The sequence below is a fragment of the Ornithinimicrobium panacihumi genome (genome assembly GCF_052073805.1).
GTDB classification, from domain to species: Bacteria; Actinomycetota; Actinomycetes; order Actinomycetales; family Dermatophilaceae; genus Ornithinicoccus; species Ornithinicoccus panacihumi.
This window is the reverse complement of sequence record NZ_JBQGWG010000014.1, coordinates 22,516-38,961: the sequence shown is the minus strand read 5'-3', so window position 1 is coordinate 38,961 and position 16,446 is coordinate 22,516. Positions and strand designations below refer to the sequence as shown.

Genomic DNA, 16,446 nt, shown 5'->3' with positions numbered 1-16,446 from the left:
GACGTCGGTCATCATCGGTCGACCTCCATACAGAAGTTTCGCAGAAGCCGTGCGCCGAGCGACGCCGACCTCTCCGGGTGGAACTGCGCCCCCCACCGCAGACCGGAACGCACGACCGCGCTCCAGGCTTCCCCGTGCACGGTCGAGGCGATGGTGGCGGGGCCGACCGGGACGGCGAAGGAGTGGACGAAGTAGGCCCGCTCCCCCTCCTCGATCCCGGCCAGCAGGGGGTCCTCGGCGAGGCCGGTGAGGGCGTTCCAGCCCATGTGGGGCACCCGTGCCTGCGGCGCGGAGGGTATGCGGATCACCTCACCCTGGATCATCCCGAGGGTGGGGACACCGCCGTCCTCGGCCGAGCGCTCGAAGAGCAGCTGCATACCGAGGCAGACCCCGAGCAACGGTGCCTGGACCTCGTGGAGCACCTCGACGAGGTCCGCCGCGCGCAGGCGCTCCATGCCGGCCCGGGCAGCGCCCACGCCGGGCAGCACGACCCGGTCGGCGGCCAGGATCTCGGCCCGGTCGCTGGTGAGGCGGGCGGTGGCACCCACTCGCTCGAGGGCGTCGGAGACCGAGGCGATGTTGGTGCCCCCGGAGTCGACGATGGCCACCCGCATGCCTGCCGCGGGGGCGCCCGTCGGTCCGGTCACAGCACGCCCTTGGTGGAGGGCAGCTCGGTGGCGTCGCCCTGGCGGGAGATGCCCATGCGCAGGGCCCGCGCGACGGCCTTGAAGCCGACCTCGATCTTGTGGTGGGTGTTGGTGCCGCTCACCGACAGGTGGAGCGTGCAGCGCAGCGCGTCGGCGAAGGAGCGCCAGAAGTGCTCGACCATCTCGGTGGAGAAGTCGCCCACGCTGGGGCGCTCGAAGGTGCCCTCGTAGACGAAGTAGGGACGTCCCGACAGGTCGATGGCGGCGCTGGCCTGCGCCTCGTCCATCGGCAGGGTGAAGCCGTAGCGGCCGATGCCGCGCTTGTCACCCAGCGCCTCGCGGATGGCCTGGCCGATCGCCAGGGCGACGTCCTCGACCGTGTGGTGGTCGTCGATGTGCAGGTCGCCGTCGCAGCGGACGCGCATCGCGAACCCGCCGTGCTTGGCGAGCTGGTCGAGCATGTGGTCGTAGAAGCCGATCCCGGTCTCGGCCACGGCCCCCGGGGAGCCGTCGAGGTCGACGTCGACGGTGATCCGGGTCTCGGCGGTGTTGCGCTCGACGTGGGCGACGCGGGGGCGGTCGACGACGGTGTGGGCGATCTGGGCCCAGGTCGTGGTCTCCATCCCCTCGCTCCAGGCCCGGGACGGCAGCAGGTAGGTGGGGATCCCCAGGTTGTCGCCGAACTCCTTGTCGGTCTCCCGGTCGCCGACCATGAAGGAGCGCGACCAGTCGACGCCGGGGTCCTTGAGCAGGTGGACGACGCGGCCGATGCCGGGCTTGCGGGTCCAGGGCGCCTCGGGGCCGCCGTGGTGGGGGTCGATGACGATCTCGCGGAAGCGGATCCCCTGGCTGGTGAGGATCTGCATCATCAGGTCGTGCGGCCCGTCGAAGTCCTCCTGCGGGAAGGACTCGGTGCCCAGCCCGTCCTGGTTGGTGACCATGACCAGGTCGAAGCCGGCGTCCTGGATCTTCAGCAGCGCCGGGATGACGCCGTCCACGAGGGCCAGCTTGGCCAGCGAGTCGACCTGGAAGTCCTCCGGCTCGGTGATCAGGGTGCCGTCGCGGTCGACGAAGCAGATCGGTCGGGTGCTCATGCGTGGATCTCTCTGTGGGTCAGGGCGTCGTCCAGGGCGGACATCTCTTCCGGCGTGCCGATGGTGATGCGCACCGCGTCGTCGAGGCCGGGCAGGTGTCGCATGTCGCGCACGACGATGCCCGCCGCGGCGACGGTCCGGAGCATCTGGTCGGGGTCGTCGCAGCGCACCAGGAGGAAGTTGGCCTCGCTGGCGTAGACGGCGCGCACCCCGGGCAGGTCGCGCAACTGGCGTCCGACCTGGTCACGCAGCCCGAGCGTCTCGAGCACGCGCCGCTGGGTCGCGGCCAGGGCCTGCGGGGTGAGTGCCTCCAGGGCGAGCCTGGTCGCCGGGACGCTCAGGGGGTATGGGGCCTGCACGCGCCTCAGGACGGTGGCGAGGTCGGGGTGGGCCAGGGCGATGCCGATGCGGGCGCCCGCCAGGGCGTGCGCCTTGGAGAGGGTCCGCAGCACCACGAGCGTGGGGTGCTCCTCCAGGAGGGTGGCGGCGGAGCGCTGCTCGGCATACTCGCCGTAGGCCTCATCGACGACGACCACGGCCTGGTCGGCCAGGGCGTCGGCCAGGTCGGCGATCTCCCGGAGGGGGACGACGGCGCCGGTGGGGTTGCCGGGCGAGGCGAGGAAGACGATCCTGGCCCCGTGCTCGACCGCGGCCGCCCGGACCGCCTCGGTGTCGACCCGCCAGGTCAGGCCATCCTCGGTCTGCGGCACGTCGATGACCGGGGTGCCGTGGAGGCGGGCGGACACCGCATACATCCCGAAGGTCGGTGAAGAGGTGACGACCGCGTCCCCGCCCGGGCGGCACAGGGCGCGCACGAGGAGCTCGATGACCTCGTCGCTGCCGCGTCCGACGACGATCCGGTCGGGCGTGGTGGCCCAGACGTCGGCGAAGGCGTCGACGAGGGCTGCGGGCTGGGGGTCGGGATAGCGGCGGTTGGCACCGTCGGGGTCGGCCTCGTTGGGACGGCCGGACTCGTTGGCGTTGAGCCAGATCCGGGCCGGGACGCCGACCGCGCTGGTGCGGGCCGAGGAGTAGCCGGTGAAGTCGCGCAGGTCCTCACGCACCAGGGCGGTGGGGAACGGCGCGCTGGGGCCGGTCATCGGGCGGGCTCCGGCTCGTAGCAGGAGGTGGCCGGACCCGGCTGGTCGCCGGAGCGTGCCAGGCGACGGGTGACCGCCCGCTGGTGGGCGTGCAGCTGCTCGGCCTCGGAGAGTGTCACCGCGCAGGGGCCGACGGCCGCGAGACCGGCCGGTGTCGCCTGCTGCACCGTCATCGCGATCTGGAAGGCAGAGACGTTGACCCCGCCGGTGAAGCGCGCCGCGCCGGCCGTCGGCAGGACGTGGTTGGTGCCGGAGCAGTAGTCGCCGAGCGTCTCCGGGGTGTGGTCGCCGAGGAAGACCGACCCGGCGCGGTCGATCCGACCCACCCAGCCGCGGGGCTCGCGGAGCGCGAGGATGAGGTGCTCGGGGGCATAGTCGTTGGAGACGTCGACCGCAGTGTCCAGGTCCGGGGTGACGACCAGCCGGGATGAGGCCAGCGCCTTGCGGGCGATGTCGGCCCGGGGCAGGGACGCGACCTGCTCCTCGACCTGGTCCGCGACGGCCTGCGCGAGGTCGGCGCTGTCGGTGAGCAGGATGACCTGGCTGTCGGGACCGTGCTCGGCCTGGCTGAGCAGGTCGGCGGCGACGAACTCCGCGTCGGCACCGGCGTCGGCGATGACCAGCACCTCGGACGGCCCGGCCGGCATGTCGATGCCCGGCCCGCCCTCGGCGGTCGACACCTGACGCTTGGCCTCGGTCACCCAGGCGTTGCCGGGGCCGAACAACTTGTCGCAGGCGGGGACCGACTCCGTGCCGTAGGCCATCGCGGCGATCGCCTGCGCCCCGCCGAGGAGGAAGACCCGCTCGATGCCGCACTCGGCCGCGGCCGCCAGGACCGTCGGGTCGGCGGTGCCGTCGCGGCGGGGCGGCGTGCACAGGACGACCTCGGGGCAGCCGGCCAGCTGCGCCGGGACGCCGAGCATCAGCGCGGTCGAGGGCAGCGGAGCCGAGCCCGCGGGCACGTAGAGCCCGACGCGGCGGATCGGTCGCACGACCCGCTCGCAGACCACGCCCGGTGCCGTCTCCACGGAGTAGGGCTGCTGCATACCGGCCTCGTGGAAGGCGCGGATGCGCCCGGCCGCCTCGGTGATGGCGGCCCGCAGCTCCGGGTCCAGCCCCGCGGCCGCAGCGTCCCGGTCGGCGACCGGCACCTCGAGCGCGTCGACCGTGGCCCCGTCCAGCCGGGCGGTGAGCTCGCGCAGGGTGGCGTCTCCCCCGGTGCGCACCTGCTCCAGGATCGCGGCGACCCCGGCGGTGACCTCGGGTCCGGCCGCGGCGGTCCCGCGACGCAGGGCGTCGGTGCGCTGCTCCTCGGACAGGTCGGTCCAGGTCAGGACGTTCATGCCAGCATCCCTTCGACCGGCAGCACCATGAGGTTGTGCGCGCCGGCGCGCTTGAGATCCTCGAGCTTGGCCCAGGAGACCGAGCCGTGCACGAGCATCTGGATCGCGACCTCGTCGCGGCCCTCGACGCCCATGAGCGTGGGCTCGTGGCCGCCGGGCAGCAGCGGCAGCACCTGGTCGAGCAGACGACGCTCGGCCCGCATCATCAGCAGGCGCGCCTCCTTGAGCTGCACGGCCCCGTCGAGCCGGCGCAGGAGCAGGTCGGCGATCTCCTGCCGGCCGTCGTCCAGGTGGGCGTCGGGGCCGGCGATGACCGCCTCGCTGTGCAGGATCGTGGTGACCGGCTTGAGCTGGTTGGCGCGCAGGGTGCCACCGGTGGAGACGAGGTCGCAGACGACGTCGGCCTGCCCGAGCCGCGGGGCGATCTCGACCGAGCCGTTGAGCACGACGGGCTCGGCGTCGACGCCGTTCTCGGCCAGCCAGCGGCCCAGCGTGAGCGGGTAGGACGTGGCGATCCGCTTGCCCCGCAGCTGGTCCGGACCGGTCCAGTCGTCGTCCTCGTCGATGGCGACGTCGAGCCGGCAGGTCCCCCACCCGAGCTGGCGCCACTCAACGATCGGCTTGTCCTTGCCCTTGGCGGCCAGCGCCAGCCCGTGCTCGACGAGGACGTTGCGGCCCACGATCCCCAGGTCGCAGACGCCGTCGGCGATCAGGGCGGGGATGTCGTCGTCACGCACGAGGAGCAGGTCCACGGGCAGGCTCTCGCCGTAGCAGAACAGCTTGTCGCGGCTCTCGCGCCAGGTTAGGCCGCAGGAGGCGAGCAGCTCGCGCGCGGGCTCGCCGAGACGACCGGACTTCTGGATCGCGACGCGGAGGCGCTCGCGGGGCTGGGTGGCAGGCGGGGTCATGACGACCTTCCGTGGGTCAGGGGTGCGGGGGTATGTCGTGGCTCTCGGGCGATCCTCGGGATCTGGGCGTCGGCGCACGCCCTCGGGCGCCGGCTCAGGCCGGGGTGCTGCTCGGCTGATGCTCGAGCGCCCGGCGGTAGCCACCCGCCCCCGTCTCCAGGCAACGCGCGATCCGCCCGACGGTGGTGACGCTCACGCCCGTGACCTCGTGGATCTGGCGGTAGGACATCCCCCCGGCCAGCAACGGCACGACCGACCACCGGTCGGCCAGGGCCTCGATCTCGGCCGGGGTGCACAGGTCTTCCAGGAAGGCGTCGACGGCGGTGGGGTCGTCCAGCCCGGCGAGCACGGCGACGAGGGCGGCCCGCGTCGTGGCGCGGTCCTGCTCGGTCGTGCGTGCCTTCACGGGTGTCCTCTGCTCGGTGCGATCGGCGGGTGTGGATCCGGCTGCTGAGCGTGCTCGCTGTAACAGCGCGATAGTACGTTAACACAGCGCCGAGGGTGCGACGACATCCCCACGTCGGTAGTGTCGCAGGCACGGCACGACACGGTGGCGGGCAAGGAGGGCTCATGATCGGCGCAGCGGTCTGGCTGCTGTGGGTCGCCGCGAAGCACTGGCGCGGCCCCGGCGAGGTGTGCGGGCGCACCGACTCAGGAGGCTGGTGCAGCGAGCTCCTCGACCCGACCCCCTGGTTGACCGCCGGGCTCACGCTGGCGGCCATGTTCGCCGTGGTCGCGGGCGTGCAGCTGGTCGTCCGACGACTCAGGACCAGGGCGCCTCGTGGATGGGCCGAGCACAGTGGCTAGGCCCGTGGCGCGACGTGGCCGGGTGGCTCTCATGGTGGGCCTCCTCGTCGCGCTCTCTGCCTGCGCCCCGGCCGCGGACCCAGGACCTGCAAGCGACGCCGCGGCCACCGCACCTGGCGTGGACGTGGTCCGCACGGTCGGGTGGGCCGAGTCGCCGACGGTCCACGCGACCTGCATGACGGAGGCAGGCTTCCCGTCCTCTGGGGTGGGACCGGACGGCTCCGTGGAGTACGGACCCTATGATGCGGCGATGTCGGAGGCCTACGAACGCGCCGACGAGACCTGTCGCGCTCAGTATCCGGTGGCCGAGGTGATCCAGCAGGACTCTCCGGAGGCGCGGGAGCAGCACTATGCCTACCTGAGGGATGAGTGGGTCCCCTGCATGCGGGACACCTTCGACATCGACGTGGGCCAGCTTCCGTCGCTGGAGACCTACCTGGCCGATCCCAACTGGCTGGACCTGCCCATGTTCGGTGCCGAGCTCGACGCCGCGGTGAAAGACGGGCGCCTGGAGCACTGGAGCGCGTGGTGGCCCGAATGCCCCGACTGGGACGTCCCCGACCAGAGCAGCTAGAGGTCCGACGGCCTCCGTAGAATCCCGCCCATGTGCCGTGTCTCCTCCCGCTCTGTCCTGCCCCCCTCCGCCCTGGCGGCCCTGGCCCTGATCCTGTCGGGCTGCGCCACCGGTGATGCCACCTTCGGCGGGCCCGAGGATGAGACCGGCTCCGGCACGCCGGCGCTGGAGTGCGAGGCTCCGCCCGCTCCCCCGGCGGAGGTGCCCACCTTCACCCAGGACGACCTGCCGGAGCCGATGTCGGGCGACCCGGCCACCGTGACCGCGACGCTGCAGACGACCTGCGGCGACATCGTGCTGGAGCTGGAGGCGGCCAAGGCGCCGCAGACCGTCGCCTCCTTCGCCTTCCTGGCCGAGCAGGGCTACTGGGAGGACAGCGCCTGTCACCGCCTCACCACCTCCGGGATCTTCGTGCTCCAGTGCGGCGACCCGACGGGCAGCGGCCGGGGCAACCCCGGCTACGGCTACGGCATCGAGAACGCGCCGGCCGACGGCGCCTACCCGCCCGGCACGCTCGCGATGGCCCGCACCCAGGACCCCAACAGCAACGGCGGCCAGTTCTTCATCGTCTACGACGACACCACCCTGCCGGTGGACGGCGGTGGCTACTCGATCTTCGGCCGCGTGACCGAGGGCCTCGAGATCGTCCAGGCCGTGGCGGACCAGGGGGTGGACGGCGGCCGTGGCGACGGCGCCCCTTCCCAGCCGATCAGCATCCTGTCCGTCGACGTCGAGGACTGACTCAGCGGTCGCCGTAGAGGATCTCGTCCGGAGGCGCGTCCGGGCACCAGCCCTCCGGCGCGTCAGGAGGCATGTCGATCTCGCCGATCGGGCTCCAGTGCTCGTAGCCGGTCGCGGCATACCGGGCAACGAAGGACTCGAAGGACGGCGGCTCGGGCGGCGTGATCCCCGCAGCGGCGATGCACGGGATGGTCTCCTCCACGCGCCAGTCGTAGAGCAGCCGCAGCTGGGCCAGGTCGAAGGGTTGCATCCGGGCCTCGTCCAAGGGGTAGCGCGCCGTGCACGTGTAGGACGCCCGCCCCATGTCGTCCTTGTGGGCCCGGTCGAAGCTGATCCCCTGCTGGCCGTGCTGGTCGACGGTGGAAGGGAAGCCCAGCTCGGCCATGCAGTCGTGATAGACGACCTGCCACTCCTCGACCGTGATGGTGCGCACCGGCTCCACCACCGGCGGTTCCCCCTCCAGCCGCAGCTGCTCCCAGAGCTGCTCCAGCATCTCGGCGTTGCTGCGGGGCGGGCCCGGTGGCGCAGCCTCGAGCGCGGCGGCCAGCTCCGCGTCGGTCATGCCTGCGTCAGTGCTGACGACCGGTGCCGCCGACACCCCAGTCCCGTCCCCTGCCGGCTCGACCGACTGGGCGACCGAGGGGGCGACCGACGGCTCCACCGGCGGCGAGACCGACGGGGCCGCGCACCCGGACAGCCCGAGCGCGAGCATGGCGATCGGGACTGCGGCCGCCCCACGCCTCACGGCTTCGCCCCGCTCCACGTGTCCACGATCGGACAGCTCTGCGCGATCTCGACCGGCCCCACATAGGACGAGGCTGTCGAGTAGGGATGCCACGGCGGCGTGCTGCCGACCGGGTAGGCGTTGACGAACGACTCCTCGTCCGGCACCCAGACGACGAGGGAGAGCTCGTCCTGGAGGCACTTGGCGACGGCGGCGTACTCCCGGTAGACCGCCCGGATCGTGGCCTCGTCCTCCCCGCTCAGGCCGTCGGTCTCCACCGAGGTGCCGATGGTCACCCCCATCCCGGTGACCTCCTCGCACGCAGCCAGGTCGGCCCTCAGCTCCCTCGGCTCGCCGGCTCCCGCGTGCGTGGGCCAGGTGGCGCTCTTCCAGACACCGTTACGCTCCCGGCTCACCGACCAGCCGGCCTCGTCGAGGCACGCGCCCTCGATCTTGCTGCGCACCCCGGCCGCGATCTCCCGGTAGCGCGACGGCTCCTCGGCGACGGACGCCGTCCGGTCCGCCGACTCCCCGGCCGGCGCCAGCGAGCCCCCGTCCCGCGGGATCATCGACCAGGTCAGCGCCGCGGCCGCGACCGCACCTGCCGTGAGCGCGCCCGCCACCACCTGGCCACGGCGGCGCGCCGCACGCCCCTGCCGCCAGGCGGCCTCGGCGACGTCGCGTTCCTCCGCCTCGTCCGCCACCAGGGCGAGCGCCCGCTCCAGGCCGAGCGGCTCCATACCCTCGTCCCTCTGTCTCATGATCCCTCCTCCGGAAGGTGGTCCACCGCCGGGATGAGCCGGCGCAGGGTCCTGATCGCGTCGCTGGCCTGGGACTTGACCGTCCCCTGCGCGATGCCCAGGGCCGAGGCGATCTCGGCCTCCGACAGCCCCTCGAAGTAGCGCAGCACCATGACCGCGCGTTGACGGGGAGGCAGCAGCCGCAGCGCCTCCCGCACCTGGTCCGCGGTGAGCCAGGCGGTCGCACCGTCCGGGAGCGCGCGCGCCGCCATCAGCCCGCCGGGGTCCTGGTGGTCGACCAGGACCTCGCGGCGGGACCGGCGCCACCGGGAGATCGTGTCCCGGTAGAGGATCTTGCGCACGTAGGCCTCCGGCTGCTCGTCCCGAACCCGCTCCCACCGCTTGGCCAGCTTGGCGAGGGCGTCCTGCAGGAGGTCCTCGGCCAGGTGGTGGTCACCACAGATCAGGTAAGCCGACCGCAGCAGCGCGCCCTGGCGAGCACGGACGAAGGCGACGAAGTCCTCGCCCAGCTCCTGCACGCCTGCTCCTCTCGTCCGACCTGATGCACCTCAACGCACGGGACAACGGTCCGGTTGGGTGCCGACCTCACCCAACCATGGCTCGCCCCGGGCGTTCGGAGGTATGAAGCAGCTCACCTCCGCCATCGCCGTCGCCCTCGTGCTCGCGGGCTGCTCCTCGCACGAGGCAGGCACCTCCCCCTCGGGCGGGGCGACATCGGCCCCAGGAGCGACCCCGAGCGCGCCCGCGACCCCGGGCGCAGCACCCACGACGGGTCCGGCGCCCACACCGACGGTCGACAGCGTCGTGACCACCGAGGACGGCAAGGTCGTCACGGTCGACGAGGACGGCGTGACGCATGTCGTCGACGCCGGCCCGATGCCGAAGTCGTTGACGCGGGAGCAGTGGCTCGCCGGCCACTGGCGGTTCGACGACCCGCCGCCCCGCTGCCTCCGGTGATCCGCACCACCACGATGGAGGAGTCGACCCAGGTCTGGGGCGCCTGCATGAACGACTCCGGCTTCCCGGTGGCGCTCGATGCGGCGGGCGGCATGAGCTGGAGTGCCGCCACCGAGGCCCAGCAGAAGGACTACGAGACCGCGATGTATCTGTGCGTGGCGCAGTATCCGTGGGACCCCAAGGCCTACCAGCCGTGGAACGACGCCCAGCTGCGGGCGCTCCACGCCCACCAGACCGGCGAGGTCACCGACTGCCTCACGCGGCTGGGCCACCCGCCCCCGGAGCCGCCGACCCTGGAGAAGTTCAGCGCCGACTACCGCAACAACGTCTCACCCCGCTGGCACCCCTACCACGGGATCCCCTCCCCGACGACGCGACCCGCCAGCGCGCTGGCGAGCTCTGCCCGATCGTGACGTCAGAGATCTACAACCTGGCCACCCCGCCCCAGGACTAGGGGGACGGTCACCGGGACGCGAGCCACCGCATACCGGTGGAGATCAGACCTGGGGCTGGGCCAGCTCCACCTTCAGCGCGGAGACGACCTCGTCGCGGGGCACGGTGAACTGGTCCTGCCTGCGCAGGTCCTTGAGCGTCACGGTGCCGTCGGCGACCTCCTGGCCGCCCAGGATCGCGACGAAGCGGATGCCCGCGCGGTCGGCATAGCGCAGCTGCTTGCCGAGCTTGCCGCCGTCGAGCACGGCCTCGGTGTTGATCCCCCCGGCGCGCAGCTGGGAGGCGAGGGCGAGCTGCTCGTCGAGGAGCTCGGCGTCGACCTGGGGCACGAGCACCTGCACGGTCGACTCCCCCGTCGAGTCCTCCAGCAGCCCCGCGTCGCGCAGCTGCCAGAACAGGCGGGACAGGCCGATCGAGATGCCGACGCCGGGGAGCTTTGACTTGGTGTACTGCCCCGCAAGGTTGTCGTAGCGGCCGCCGGAACAGATCGAGCCGATCTGCGGGTGCTCGTCGAGGGTCGTCTCGTAGACGGTGCCGGTGTAGTAGTCGAGCCCGCGCGCGATCGAGAAGTTGAGGCGGTAGTCGGACTCGGGCACGCCCATGGCACGCACGAGCGTGAGCACCTCGCGCAGCTCGGCGACGCCCTCGGCCAGGGCGGGGCTGCCGGAGGAGGCGGCCTCCACCTCGGCCAGCCGGGTCAGCGCGTCCTCGTGGCCCTCGGAGCGCACGGCGACGAAGGCGAGGATCTGGCCGACGACCTCCTCGCTGAGCCCGAAGCCCTCGGTGAGCGACTGGTAGAGATAGTCCGCGCCCCGCTTGTCTACCTTGTCGACCTCGCGCAGCACCGCGGCCTGGGTGTCGGGGTCGGTGATGCCCATGTCCTCGTAGAACCCGCGCAGCAGCTTGCGGTTGTTGATCTGGATCGTGAACGGGCCGATCGCCAGGTCGGTGAAGATGCCGTGGATGATCGCCGGGCACTCGGCGTCGTGCCGCACGCTCAGCTCGTCCTTGCCGATGACGTCGACGTCGCACTGGTAGAACTCGCGGAAGCGCCCACGCTGCGGCCGCTCGCCGCGGTAGACCCGCTGCATCTGGTAGCGGCGGAAAGGGAAGGTCAGCTGGTGCTCGTGCTCGGCGACATAGCGGGCCAGGGGCACGGTGAGGTCGAAACGCAGGGCGAGCTCGGGGTATGCGGTGTCGCCGGTGGCGTCCTGCTCCCCACCGGCGGCGGTGCTCGCCTCGGCGGACGCGGCGCTGGCCGCCTCGGCGCGGGCCTTCTCCAAGGCACCGGTGGACTGGACGAAGTAGACCTGACGCTCGGTCTCTCCCCCGGTCTTGGTGAGCAGCACGTCGGAGCGCTCGAAGACGGGGGTCTCGATCGGCAGGAAGCCGAAGCGCTCGTAGCCGGCGCGGATCGCGTCCAGCATCCGCTGGAAGGCCACCTGGTCGGGCGGCAGCAGCTCGAGGACTCCGGACGGGGTGCGAGGCGTGATCACGCCCGGCAGTCTAGTTGGCGAGCCGGGCACAATCCGGCGCTGCCCTGACGAGCCGCTCATCCAGCGTCAGGAGCGGAGCGTCGATCGCGCGGGCCAGGACGACATACATCGCGTCGTAGGCGCTGAGATTGTGCCGGAGGTCCCACACCTGGGGCAGCAACCCCTCCACGGGGAGGAGCTCGATGCCCATCACATCCAGTTCACGCAGAGCCAGCCGCCCCTCACGGTCAGTCAGATGCCCACCCAGCGACCAGCCACGCAGCACCGAGACCACCTCGGCCACGAGATGCTGGGGCGCCACCACGTGGTGGTCATCCAGATGCCTACCTGCCACCCCGCCCCTCCTGGTGTTGAGCAGGACCTCCGCGACGACGGAGGCATCGACCACGAGGGTCATCTGCCGGCGCGCTCCTCGTCGAGGATCAGCTCCGCGGGCGGCAGGTCCCGGACCTCACGCTCCGCGATCCTGGCCAGGAGCTGAGCCCTCCCGGGCCGGGTGGCGAGGCGCTCCAGCTCCCCCAGGAGGTAGTCGCTCAGCGACCTGCCCTCGAGCGCGGCCTTCGCCTTCAGGGCGCGGCTGACCTCATCGGGGACGTTGCGCACCTGGATCGTGGTCATGCGACAAGCATAGGCCACATGCAGAGTGCATGCAGTGTGTGCAGCAGGCCCTGTCGGCAGAGCTTCAGACCAGGCCCTGCAGGTAGGGATTGGTCGTGCGCTCGCGGGCCATTGTGGTTGCGGGACCGTGCCCGGGCAGGACCAGCGACGAGTCGGGCAGCGGGAGCACCACGTCGCGCAGGGAGCGGGTCATCGCGGCGTGGTCGCCGCCGGGCAGGTCGGTGCGGCCGATGGAACCGGCGAAGAGCACATCCCCCGACAGGATCGTCCGGTCCAGCTCGTCGCTCGGGATCCCCTCCGGGACTCCGGAGGTGGTGAAGAGCACCGAGCCCTCGGTGTGGCCCGGCGCGTGAGCGATCTCGACGCTCATCCCGGCCAGCTCCAGCACCTGCCGGTCCGTGAACTCGACGACATCCTCCGGCTCGGTCCATGTGGCCTTGCGGCCGAACTGCTGCTCCAGCGCCATGACCAGCGGCTGGCTCATCGTCGCCAGCGGGTCCCTGAGCCGGTAGCGGTCGTCACTGTGGATGTAGGCCGCCGTCGTGCCGGCGCACACGGGGGTGACGGCGTAGACGTGGTCGAGGTGCCCGTGTGTCAGCAGGACCGCGGCCGGGCGGAGACGGTGCTCGGCGAGGACGTCCTGGACGCGGTTCTCGACGCCGATGCCCGGGTCGATGATCAGGCACTCCTCGCCGCGCGCGGGCGCGACGATGTAGCAGTTGGTCCCGAAGGCGTCGGCCACGATGCTGCGCACGAACATGGGCCCGACCTTATCCGCCACCCCATCCGCCCCACCCCATCCGCCCCATCCCATCCGTCGGCTCCAGAACCATCAGCCGGAAAGTGATCCGTCGTCCGGAACTTTCCGGACGACGGATCACTTTCCGGCGGACGGTCGGCCCGGCGTGCGGTCGGGCGTGCGGTCGGGCTGCCGGGCGGTCGGGTGGCCGTGCGGTCGGGCGTGCGGTCGGTCAGGGATATGCGCAGGCTGATCACGATGGCGTTAGATAGGGTTGCTGCGTTCATGCCATGTCGAGGCGGCCCAGATGGTCGCGCTCGCGGTCGAGAGAGGCCAACCATCGTGTCCGACCAGCCCGCCACCACGCCCAGCACGCCGGAGCCCGACGAGGTGCAGCCCGACGCTCCGCAGCCCGAAGAGGCGACCACTGCAGAGGCGACGACCGCAGAGGCCCAGCCCGAAGAGGCGACCACTGCAGAGGCGAAGACGGACGACGCTCCTCAGGACGTCGTCGATGACACGACCCCCGATGTGACACCCGCTCCCGATGCGGCCGACGTGGCGCTCGCTCCCGAGGACGCCGTCGAGACCACCACTGCCGACGAGGCTGACGAGAGCCCGGCCAGCACCGAGGACGAGGCCCCCGCGCAGACCGACGCCCAGGCCGAGGTCGAGCCGGTCGAGGAGCCCGCCCCCGCCGAAGATGCCGCCGAGGCTCCGGATGCCGACGAGGAGCCGGCCGCGGAGGCCAGGCCCACCCCCGCGGCGCCGAAGCCGAGCGCCATGCCCTCCCCCGCTATGTTCGCCGCGCGCAAGCCCGCGGTCCCCGCACCCCCGGCAGGCGTGGCCGCACCCGCCCCGGCGACGGACGCGGCCCCGGCCGCCCCCAGCGACTCGGTCAAGCACGGCCGCGTCGGTGAGGACGGGACCGTCTACGTGATCGCCGCGGACGGCACCGAGCGGGCCGTCGGCTCCTACCCGGGCGCAAGCGACGAGGAGGCCCTGGCCTACTTCGCGCGCAAGTACGACGAGCTGGCCGCCTCCGCCGACCTGCTCGCCCAGCGGGTGGCCCACACCGACGTCTCGGCCCACGACGCCCGTCAGGCGCTCTCCCACCTCAAGGAGCAGATCGGCGAGGCCCACGTGGTCGGCGACCTGGCCGCGCTCGAGTCGACCTTGTCCTCCCTCGAGGAGGCCATCTCCGCCAAGTCCGCCGTCGAGGCCGAGCACCGCGCCGCGGCCAAGGCCGAGGCGGCCACCGCCCGCGAGAAGCTCGTCGCCGAGGCCGAGGCCCTGGCCGCCACCGAGCCGGCCAAGGTCCAGTGGAAGCAGGCCAGCGCCCGCGTCCGCGAACTGCTCGACGAGTGGAAGGCGCACCAGCGCTCCGGCCCGCGCCTGGACAAGGACGTCGAGAGCGAGCTGTGGAAGCGCTTCAGCCACGCCCGCACCTCCTTCGACAAGACCCGCAAGGCCTGGTTCGCCCGCCTGGACGAGGAGCACGGCCACGCCAAGGCCACCAAGGAGGCCCTGGTCAAGGAGGCCGAGGCCCTCTCCGGCAGCAAGGACTGGGGTCCCACCGCCGGTGTCTTCAAGCGCCTCATGCAGGACTGGAAGCGTGCCGGCCGGGCCTCCCGCGCCGACGACGACGCCCTGTGGAAGCGCTTCAAGGCCGCCCAGGACGCCTTCTTCAACGCCAAGGACGAGGTCGTGGCGGCCGAGGAGGCGGAGTTCTCCGAGAACCTCAAGGTCAAGGAGGCGCTGCTGGTCGAGGCCGAGGCGCTGACCATCGAGGCCGGCACCCTGGACTCCGCCAAGGCCGAGCTGCGCCGCATCCAGGACAAGTGGGACGCGGCCGGCAAGGTCCCCCGCAACGACATCCGCCGGGTGGAGAACCGCCTGCGGGCCGTCGAGCAGAAGGTCCGCGACATCGAGGACCGCCAGTGGAAGCAGTCCGACCCCGAGCTCACCGCCCGCGCCCAGTCGCTGGCCGGTCAGCTTGAGCGTGCCGTGCAGGGTCTGGAGGCCGACCTGGCCGCGGCACAGGCTGCCGGGGACGACAAGAAGGTCGCGGCCATCGAGTCCGAGCTGGCCACCAAGAAGATGTGGCTCGAGTCGGCGCAAGGAAACCTGTCCTGATGGCACTGACGGAGTCCTTCGCCCAGCTGTCCACCCAGGTCACCGACGTCGCCGACGGGCTCTGCGCCTATCTCGACGCCTCCCCCTCGGCCTTCCACGCCGTCGACGAGGCCGCCGCGCTCCTGACCGCGGCCGGTTTCACCGAGGTCGCCGAGACGGACCCGACCCCCACCGACCCCGGTCGGTATGTGGTTCGTCGCGGTGGCTCGCTGCTGGCCTGGTCGACCGCGGAGGTGGGCGACGCACGAAGCCCGCACACCCCATACCGCGTGGTCGGTGCCCACACCGACTCCCCCAACCTGCGGATCAAGCCGCAGCCGGACTGGACCCGCGCCGGGTGGCAGATGCTCGGCGTCGAGGTCTACGGCGGCGCGCTGACCAACAGCTGGCTGGACCGTGACCTCGGGCTCTCCGGGCGGGTGACGGTGCGCGACGGCGACGCTCCCGGCGGCTACAGCCACCGCCTGTGGCGTTGCGACCACCCGATCCTGCGGGTCTCCCAGCTGGCGATCCACCTGGACCGCGGGGTCCGCTCCGAGGGCCTCAAGCTCAACGACCAGACGCACCTCGCGCCCCACTGGGGCCTGGGGGTGGACAGGCGGGACTTCCGCGCCTGGCTGGCCGAGCAGGCGGGCGTCGACCCGGCCGACCTGCTGGGCTACGACGCGATGACCCACGACCTGACCCCCGCCCGGCGGATCGGCAGCGAGGGCGAGCTCATCGCCTCGGCCCGTCTGGACAACCTGGCGACGAGCTATGCCGCGGTGCGGGCCCTGCTGCACGCCGTCGAGCACCCCTCGCCGCAGTCGTGGATCCCGGTCATCGTCCTCTTCGACCACGAGGAGGTGGGCAGCATGTCCGAGCGCGGCGCGCAGTCGACCTTCCTGCCGGCGTGGTTGGAGCGGATCGTGCTGGCCGCGGGCGGGACCCGTGAGGACTACTGGCGGGCGCTGGCCGGCACCGTGATCGCCTCCGGCGACATGGCCCACGCCACGCACCCCAACTACGCCGAGCGGCACGAGCCCGAGCACCCGATCCTGATGAACGGTGGTCCCGTCCTCAAGGTCAACAACAACTTGAGATATGCCACCGACGCTCTCGGCGCGGCCGCCTTCGCGCTGGCGTGCGAGCAGGCCGGCGTGCCGATGCAGACCTTCGTGACGCGCTCGGACCTGCCCTGCGGCTCGACCGTCGGCCCGATGACGTCTGCGCTGACCGGATCGACCACGGTCGACTTCGGCGCCCCGGTCCTCTCGATGCACTCGACCCGCGAGATCTGCGGCACCATCGACCAGGCGGGGTATGCGGCTTCCCTCGCCGCCTTCCTCGCCCCGGTCACCAGCTGAGG

The 16,446-nt window shown here is 72.1% G+C and carries 20 protein-coding genes; 7 read left to right on the top strand and 13 right to left on the bottom strand.

The genetic code is table 11. The features are described from left to right. Nucleotides 1–11 precede the first annotated feature (11 nt). From hisH to ACTMMA_RS12740, 6 genes are all read right to left on the bottom strand, one after another. A complete protein-coding gene (hisH, locus tag ACTMMA_RS12765) occupies nucleotides 12–647 on the bottom strand; it encodes an imidazole glycerol phosphate synthase subunit HisH (protein ID WP_441190518.1) in 636 nt (211 codons plus the stop codon). Further along, on the bottom strand, nucleotides 644–1,741 hold the full coding sequence (gene hisB / locus ACTMMA_RS12760) for a bifunctional histidinol-phosphatase/imidazoleglycerol-phosphate dehydratase HisB (RefSeq protein WP_441190517.1): 1,098 nt from the start codon (nucleotides 1,739–1,741) through the stop codon (nucleotides 644–646). The genes hisH and hisB overlap by 4 nt, the downstream gene beginning before the upstream one ends. Next, nucleotides 1,738–2,841, bottom strand: coding sequence for a histidinol-phosphate transaminase (hisC, locus tag ACTMMA_RS12755; RefSeq protein ID WP_441190516.1), 1,104 nt, complete (start codon nucleotides 2,839–2,841; stop codon nucleotides 1,738–1,740). Before hisC ends, hisB begins: the two co-directional genes overlap by 4 nt. Continuing rightward, nucleotides 2,838–4,184 carry a histidinol dehydrogenase gene (gene hisD, locus ACTMMA_RS12750; RefSeq protein WP_441190515.1) on the bottom strand — a complete coding sequence of 449 codons (1,347 nt, stop codon included), beginning with the start codon at nucleotides 4,182–4,184 and terminating at the stop codon, nucleotides 2,838–2,840. Before hisD ends, hisC begins: the two co-directional genes overlap by 4 nt. After that, nucleotides 4,181–5,092: an ATP phosphoribosyltransferase gene (gene hisG / locus ACTMMA_RS12745; RefSeq protein WP_441190514.1), complete on the bottom strand. Its 912-nt coding sequence runs from the start codon at nucleotides 5,090–5,092 to the stop codon at nucleotides 4,181–4,183. Before hisG ends, hisD begins: the two co-directional genes overlap by 4 nt. A gap of 94 nt (nucleotides 5,093–5,186) precedes the next feature. Beyond that, complete coding sequence (locus ACTMMA_RS12740) at nucleotides 5,187–5,498, bottom strand: YerC/YecD family TrpR-related protein (protein ID WP_441190513.1); 312 nt, start codon at nucleotides 5,496–5,498, stop codon at nucleotides 5,187–5,189. A gap of 164 nt (nucleotides 5,499–5,662) precedes the next feature. Here ACTMMA_RS12740 and ACTMMA_RS12735 point away from each other — a divergent pair, with 164 nt between their 5' ends. The 3 genes from ACTMMA_RS12735 to ACTMMA_RS12725 are packed head-to-tail and all read left to right on the top strand — an operon-like array spanning nucleotide 5,663 to nucleotide 7,214. Next, nucleotides 5,663–5,899 carry a hypothetical protein gene (locus tag ACTMMA_RS12735; protein ID WP_441190512.1) on the top strand — a complete coding sequence of 79 codons (237 nt, stop codon included), beginning with the start codon at nucleotides 5,663–5,665 and terminating at the stop codon, nucleotides 5,897–5,899. Between the two features lie 4 nt (nucleotides 5,900–5,903). Next, on the top strand, nucleotides 5,904–6,473 hold the full coding sequence (locus ACTMMA_RS12730) for a hypothetical protein (RefSeq protein WP_441190511.1): 570 nt from the start codon (nucleotides 5,904–5,906) through the stop codon (nucleotides 6,471–6,473). Between the two features lie 30 nt (nucleotides 6,474–6,503). Then, a complete protein-coding gene (locus tag ACTMMA_RS12725) occupies nucleotides 6,504–7,214 on the top strand; it encodes a peptidylprolyl isomerase (RefSeq protein WP_441190510.1) in 711 nt (236 codons plus the stop codon). A 1-nt stretch (nucleotide 7,215) separates the two neighbouring features. Here the strand turns inward: ACTMMA_RS12725 and ACTMMA_RS12720 are convergent, their stop codons facing one another. The 3 genes from ACTMMA_RS12720 to ACTMMA_RS12710 are packed head-to-tail and all read right to left on the bottom strand — an operon-like array spanning nucleotide 7,216 to nucleotide 9,217. Beyond that, nucleotides 7,216–7,959 carry a hypothetical protein gene (locus ACTMMA_RS12720; protein ID WP_441190509.1) on the bottom strand — a complete coding sequence of 248 codons (744 nt, stop codon included), beginning with the start codon at nucleotides 7,957–7,959 and terminating at the stop codon, nucleotides 7,216–7,218. Further along, on the bottom strand, nucleotides 7,956–8,699 hold the full coding sequence (locus ACTMMA_RS12715) for a hypothetical protein (RefSeq protein WP_441190508.1): 744 nt from the start codon (nucleotides 8,697–8,699) through the stop codon (nucleotides 7,956–7,958). The genes ACTMMA_RS12720 and ACTMMA_RS12715 overlap by 4 nt, the downstream gene beginning before the upstream one ends. Further along, nucleotides 8,696–9,217: a SigE family RNA polymerase sigma factor gene (locus ACTMMA_RS12710; protein ID WP_441190507.1), complete on the bottom strand. Its 522-nt coding sequence runs from the start codon at nucleotides 9,215–9,217 to the stop codon at nucleotides 8,696–8,698. Before ACTMMA_RS12710 ends, ACTMMA_RS12715 begins: the two co-directional genes overlap by 4 nt. Nucleotides 9,218–9,320: 103 nt before the next feature. Between ACTMMA_RS12710 and ACTMMA_RS12705 the strand changes: the two genes are divergently transcribed. Together ACTMMA_RS12705 and ACTMMA_RS12700 are read left to right on the top strand one after the other, a co-directional pair. Continuing rightward, entirely contained in the window at nucleotides 9,321–9,656 is a 336-nt protein-coding gene (locus ACTMMA_RS12705) for a hypothetical protein (protein WP_441190506.1), read from the top strand. Beyond that, complete coding sequence (locus ACTMMA_RS12700) at nucleotides 9,653–10,069, top strand: hypothetical protein (RefSeq protein ID WP_441190505.1); 417 nt, start codon at nucleotides 9,653–9,655, stop codon at nucleotides 10,067–10,069. The genes ACTMMA_RS12705 and ACTMMA_RS12700 overlap by 4 nt, the downstream gene beginning before the upstream one ends. 84 nt (nucleotides 10,070–10,153) lie before the next feature. On the opposite strand, the gene hisS is transcribed toward ACTMMA_RS12700, so the two are convergent. From hisS to ACTMMA_RS12680, 4 genes are all read right to left on the bottom strand, one after another. Then, a complete protein-coding gene (hisS, locus tag ACTMMA_RS12695) occupies nucleotides 10,154–11,605 on the bottom strand; it encodes a histidine--tRNA ligase (RefSeq protein WP_441190504.1) in 1,452 nt (483 codons plus the stop codon). A 10-nt stretch (nucleotides 11,606–11,615) separates the two neighbouring features. Next, a complete protein-coding gene (locus tag ACTMMA_RS12690; RefSeq protein ID WP_441190503.1) occupies nucleotides 11,616–12,002 on the bottom strand; it encodes a type II toxin-antitoxin system VapC family toxin in 387 nt (128 codons plus the stop codon). Beyond that, nucleotides 11,999–12,223 (bottom strand): FitA-like ribbon-helix-helix domain-containing protein, encoded by a 225-nt coding sequence (locus ACTMMA_RS12685; RefSeq protein ID WP_441190502.1) that lies wholly within the window; start codon nucleotides 12,221–12,223, stop codon nucleotides 11,999–12,001. Before ACTMMA_RS12685 ends, ACTMMA_RS12690 begins: the two co-directional genes overlap by 4 nt. A 64-nt stretch (nucleotides 12,224–12,287) precedes the next feature. Next, nucleotides 12,288–12,983 (bottom strand): MBL fold metallo-hydrolase, encoded by a 696-nt coding sequence (locus ACTMMA_RS12680; protein ID WP_441190501.1) that lies wholly within the window; start codon nucleotides 12,981–12,983, stop codon nucleotides 12,288–12,290. A gap of 321 nt (nucleotides 12,984–13,304) precedes the next feature. Between ACTMMA_RS12680 and ACTMMA_RS12675 the strand changes: the two genes are divergently transcribed. Continuing rightward, nucleotides 13,305–15,098: a DUF349 domain-containing protein gene (locus tag ACTMMA_RS12675; RefSeq protein ID WP_441190500.1), complete on the top strand. Its 1,794-nt coding sequence runs from the start codon at nucleotides 13,305–13,307 to the stop codon at nucleotides 15,096–15,098. Next, entirely contained in the window at nucleotides 15,098–16,444 is a 1,347-nt protein-coding gene (locus ACTMMA_RS12670; protein WP_441190499.1) for a M18 family aminopeptidase, read from the top strand. Before ACTMMA_RS12675 ends, ACTMMA_RS12670 begins: the two co-directional genes overlap by 1 nt. Nucleotides 16,445–16,446 lie beyond the last annotated feature (2 nt).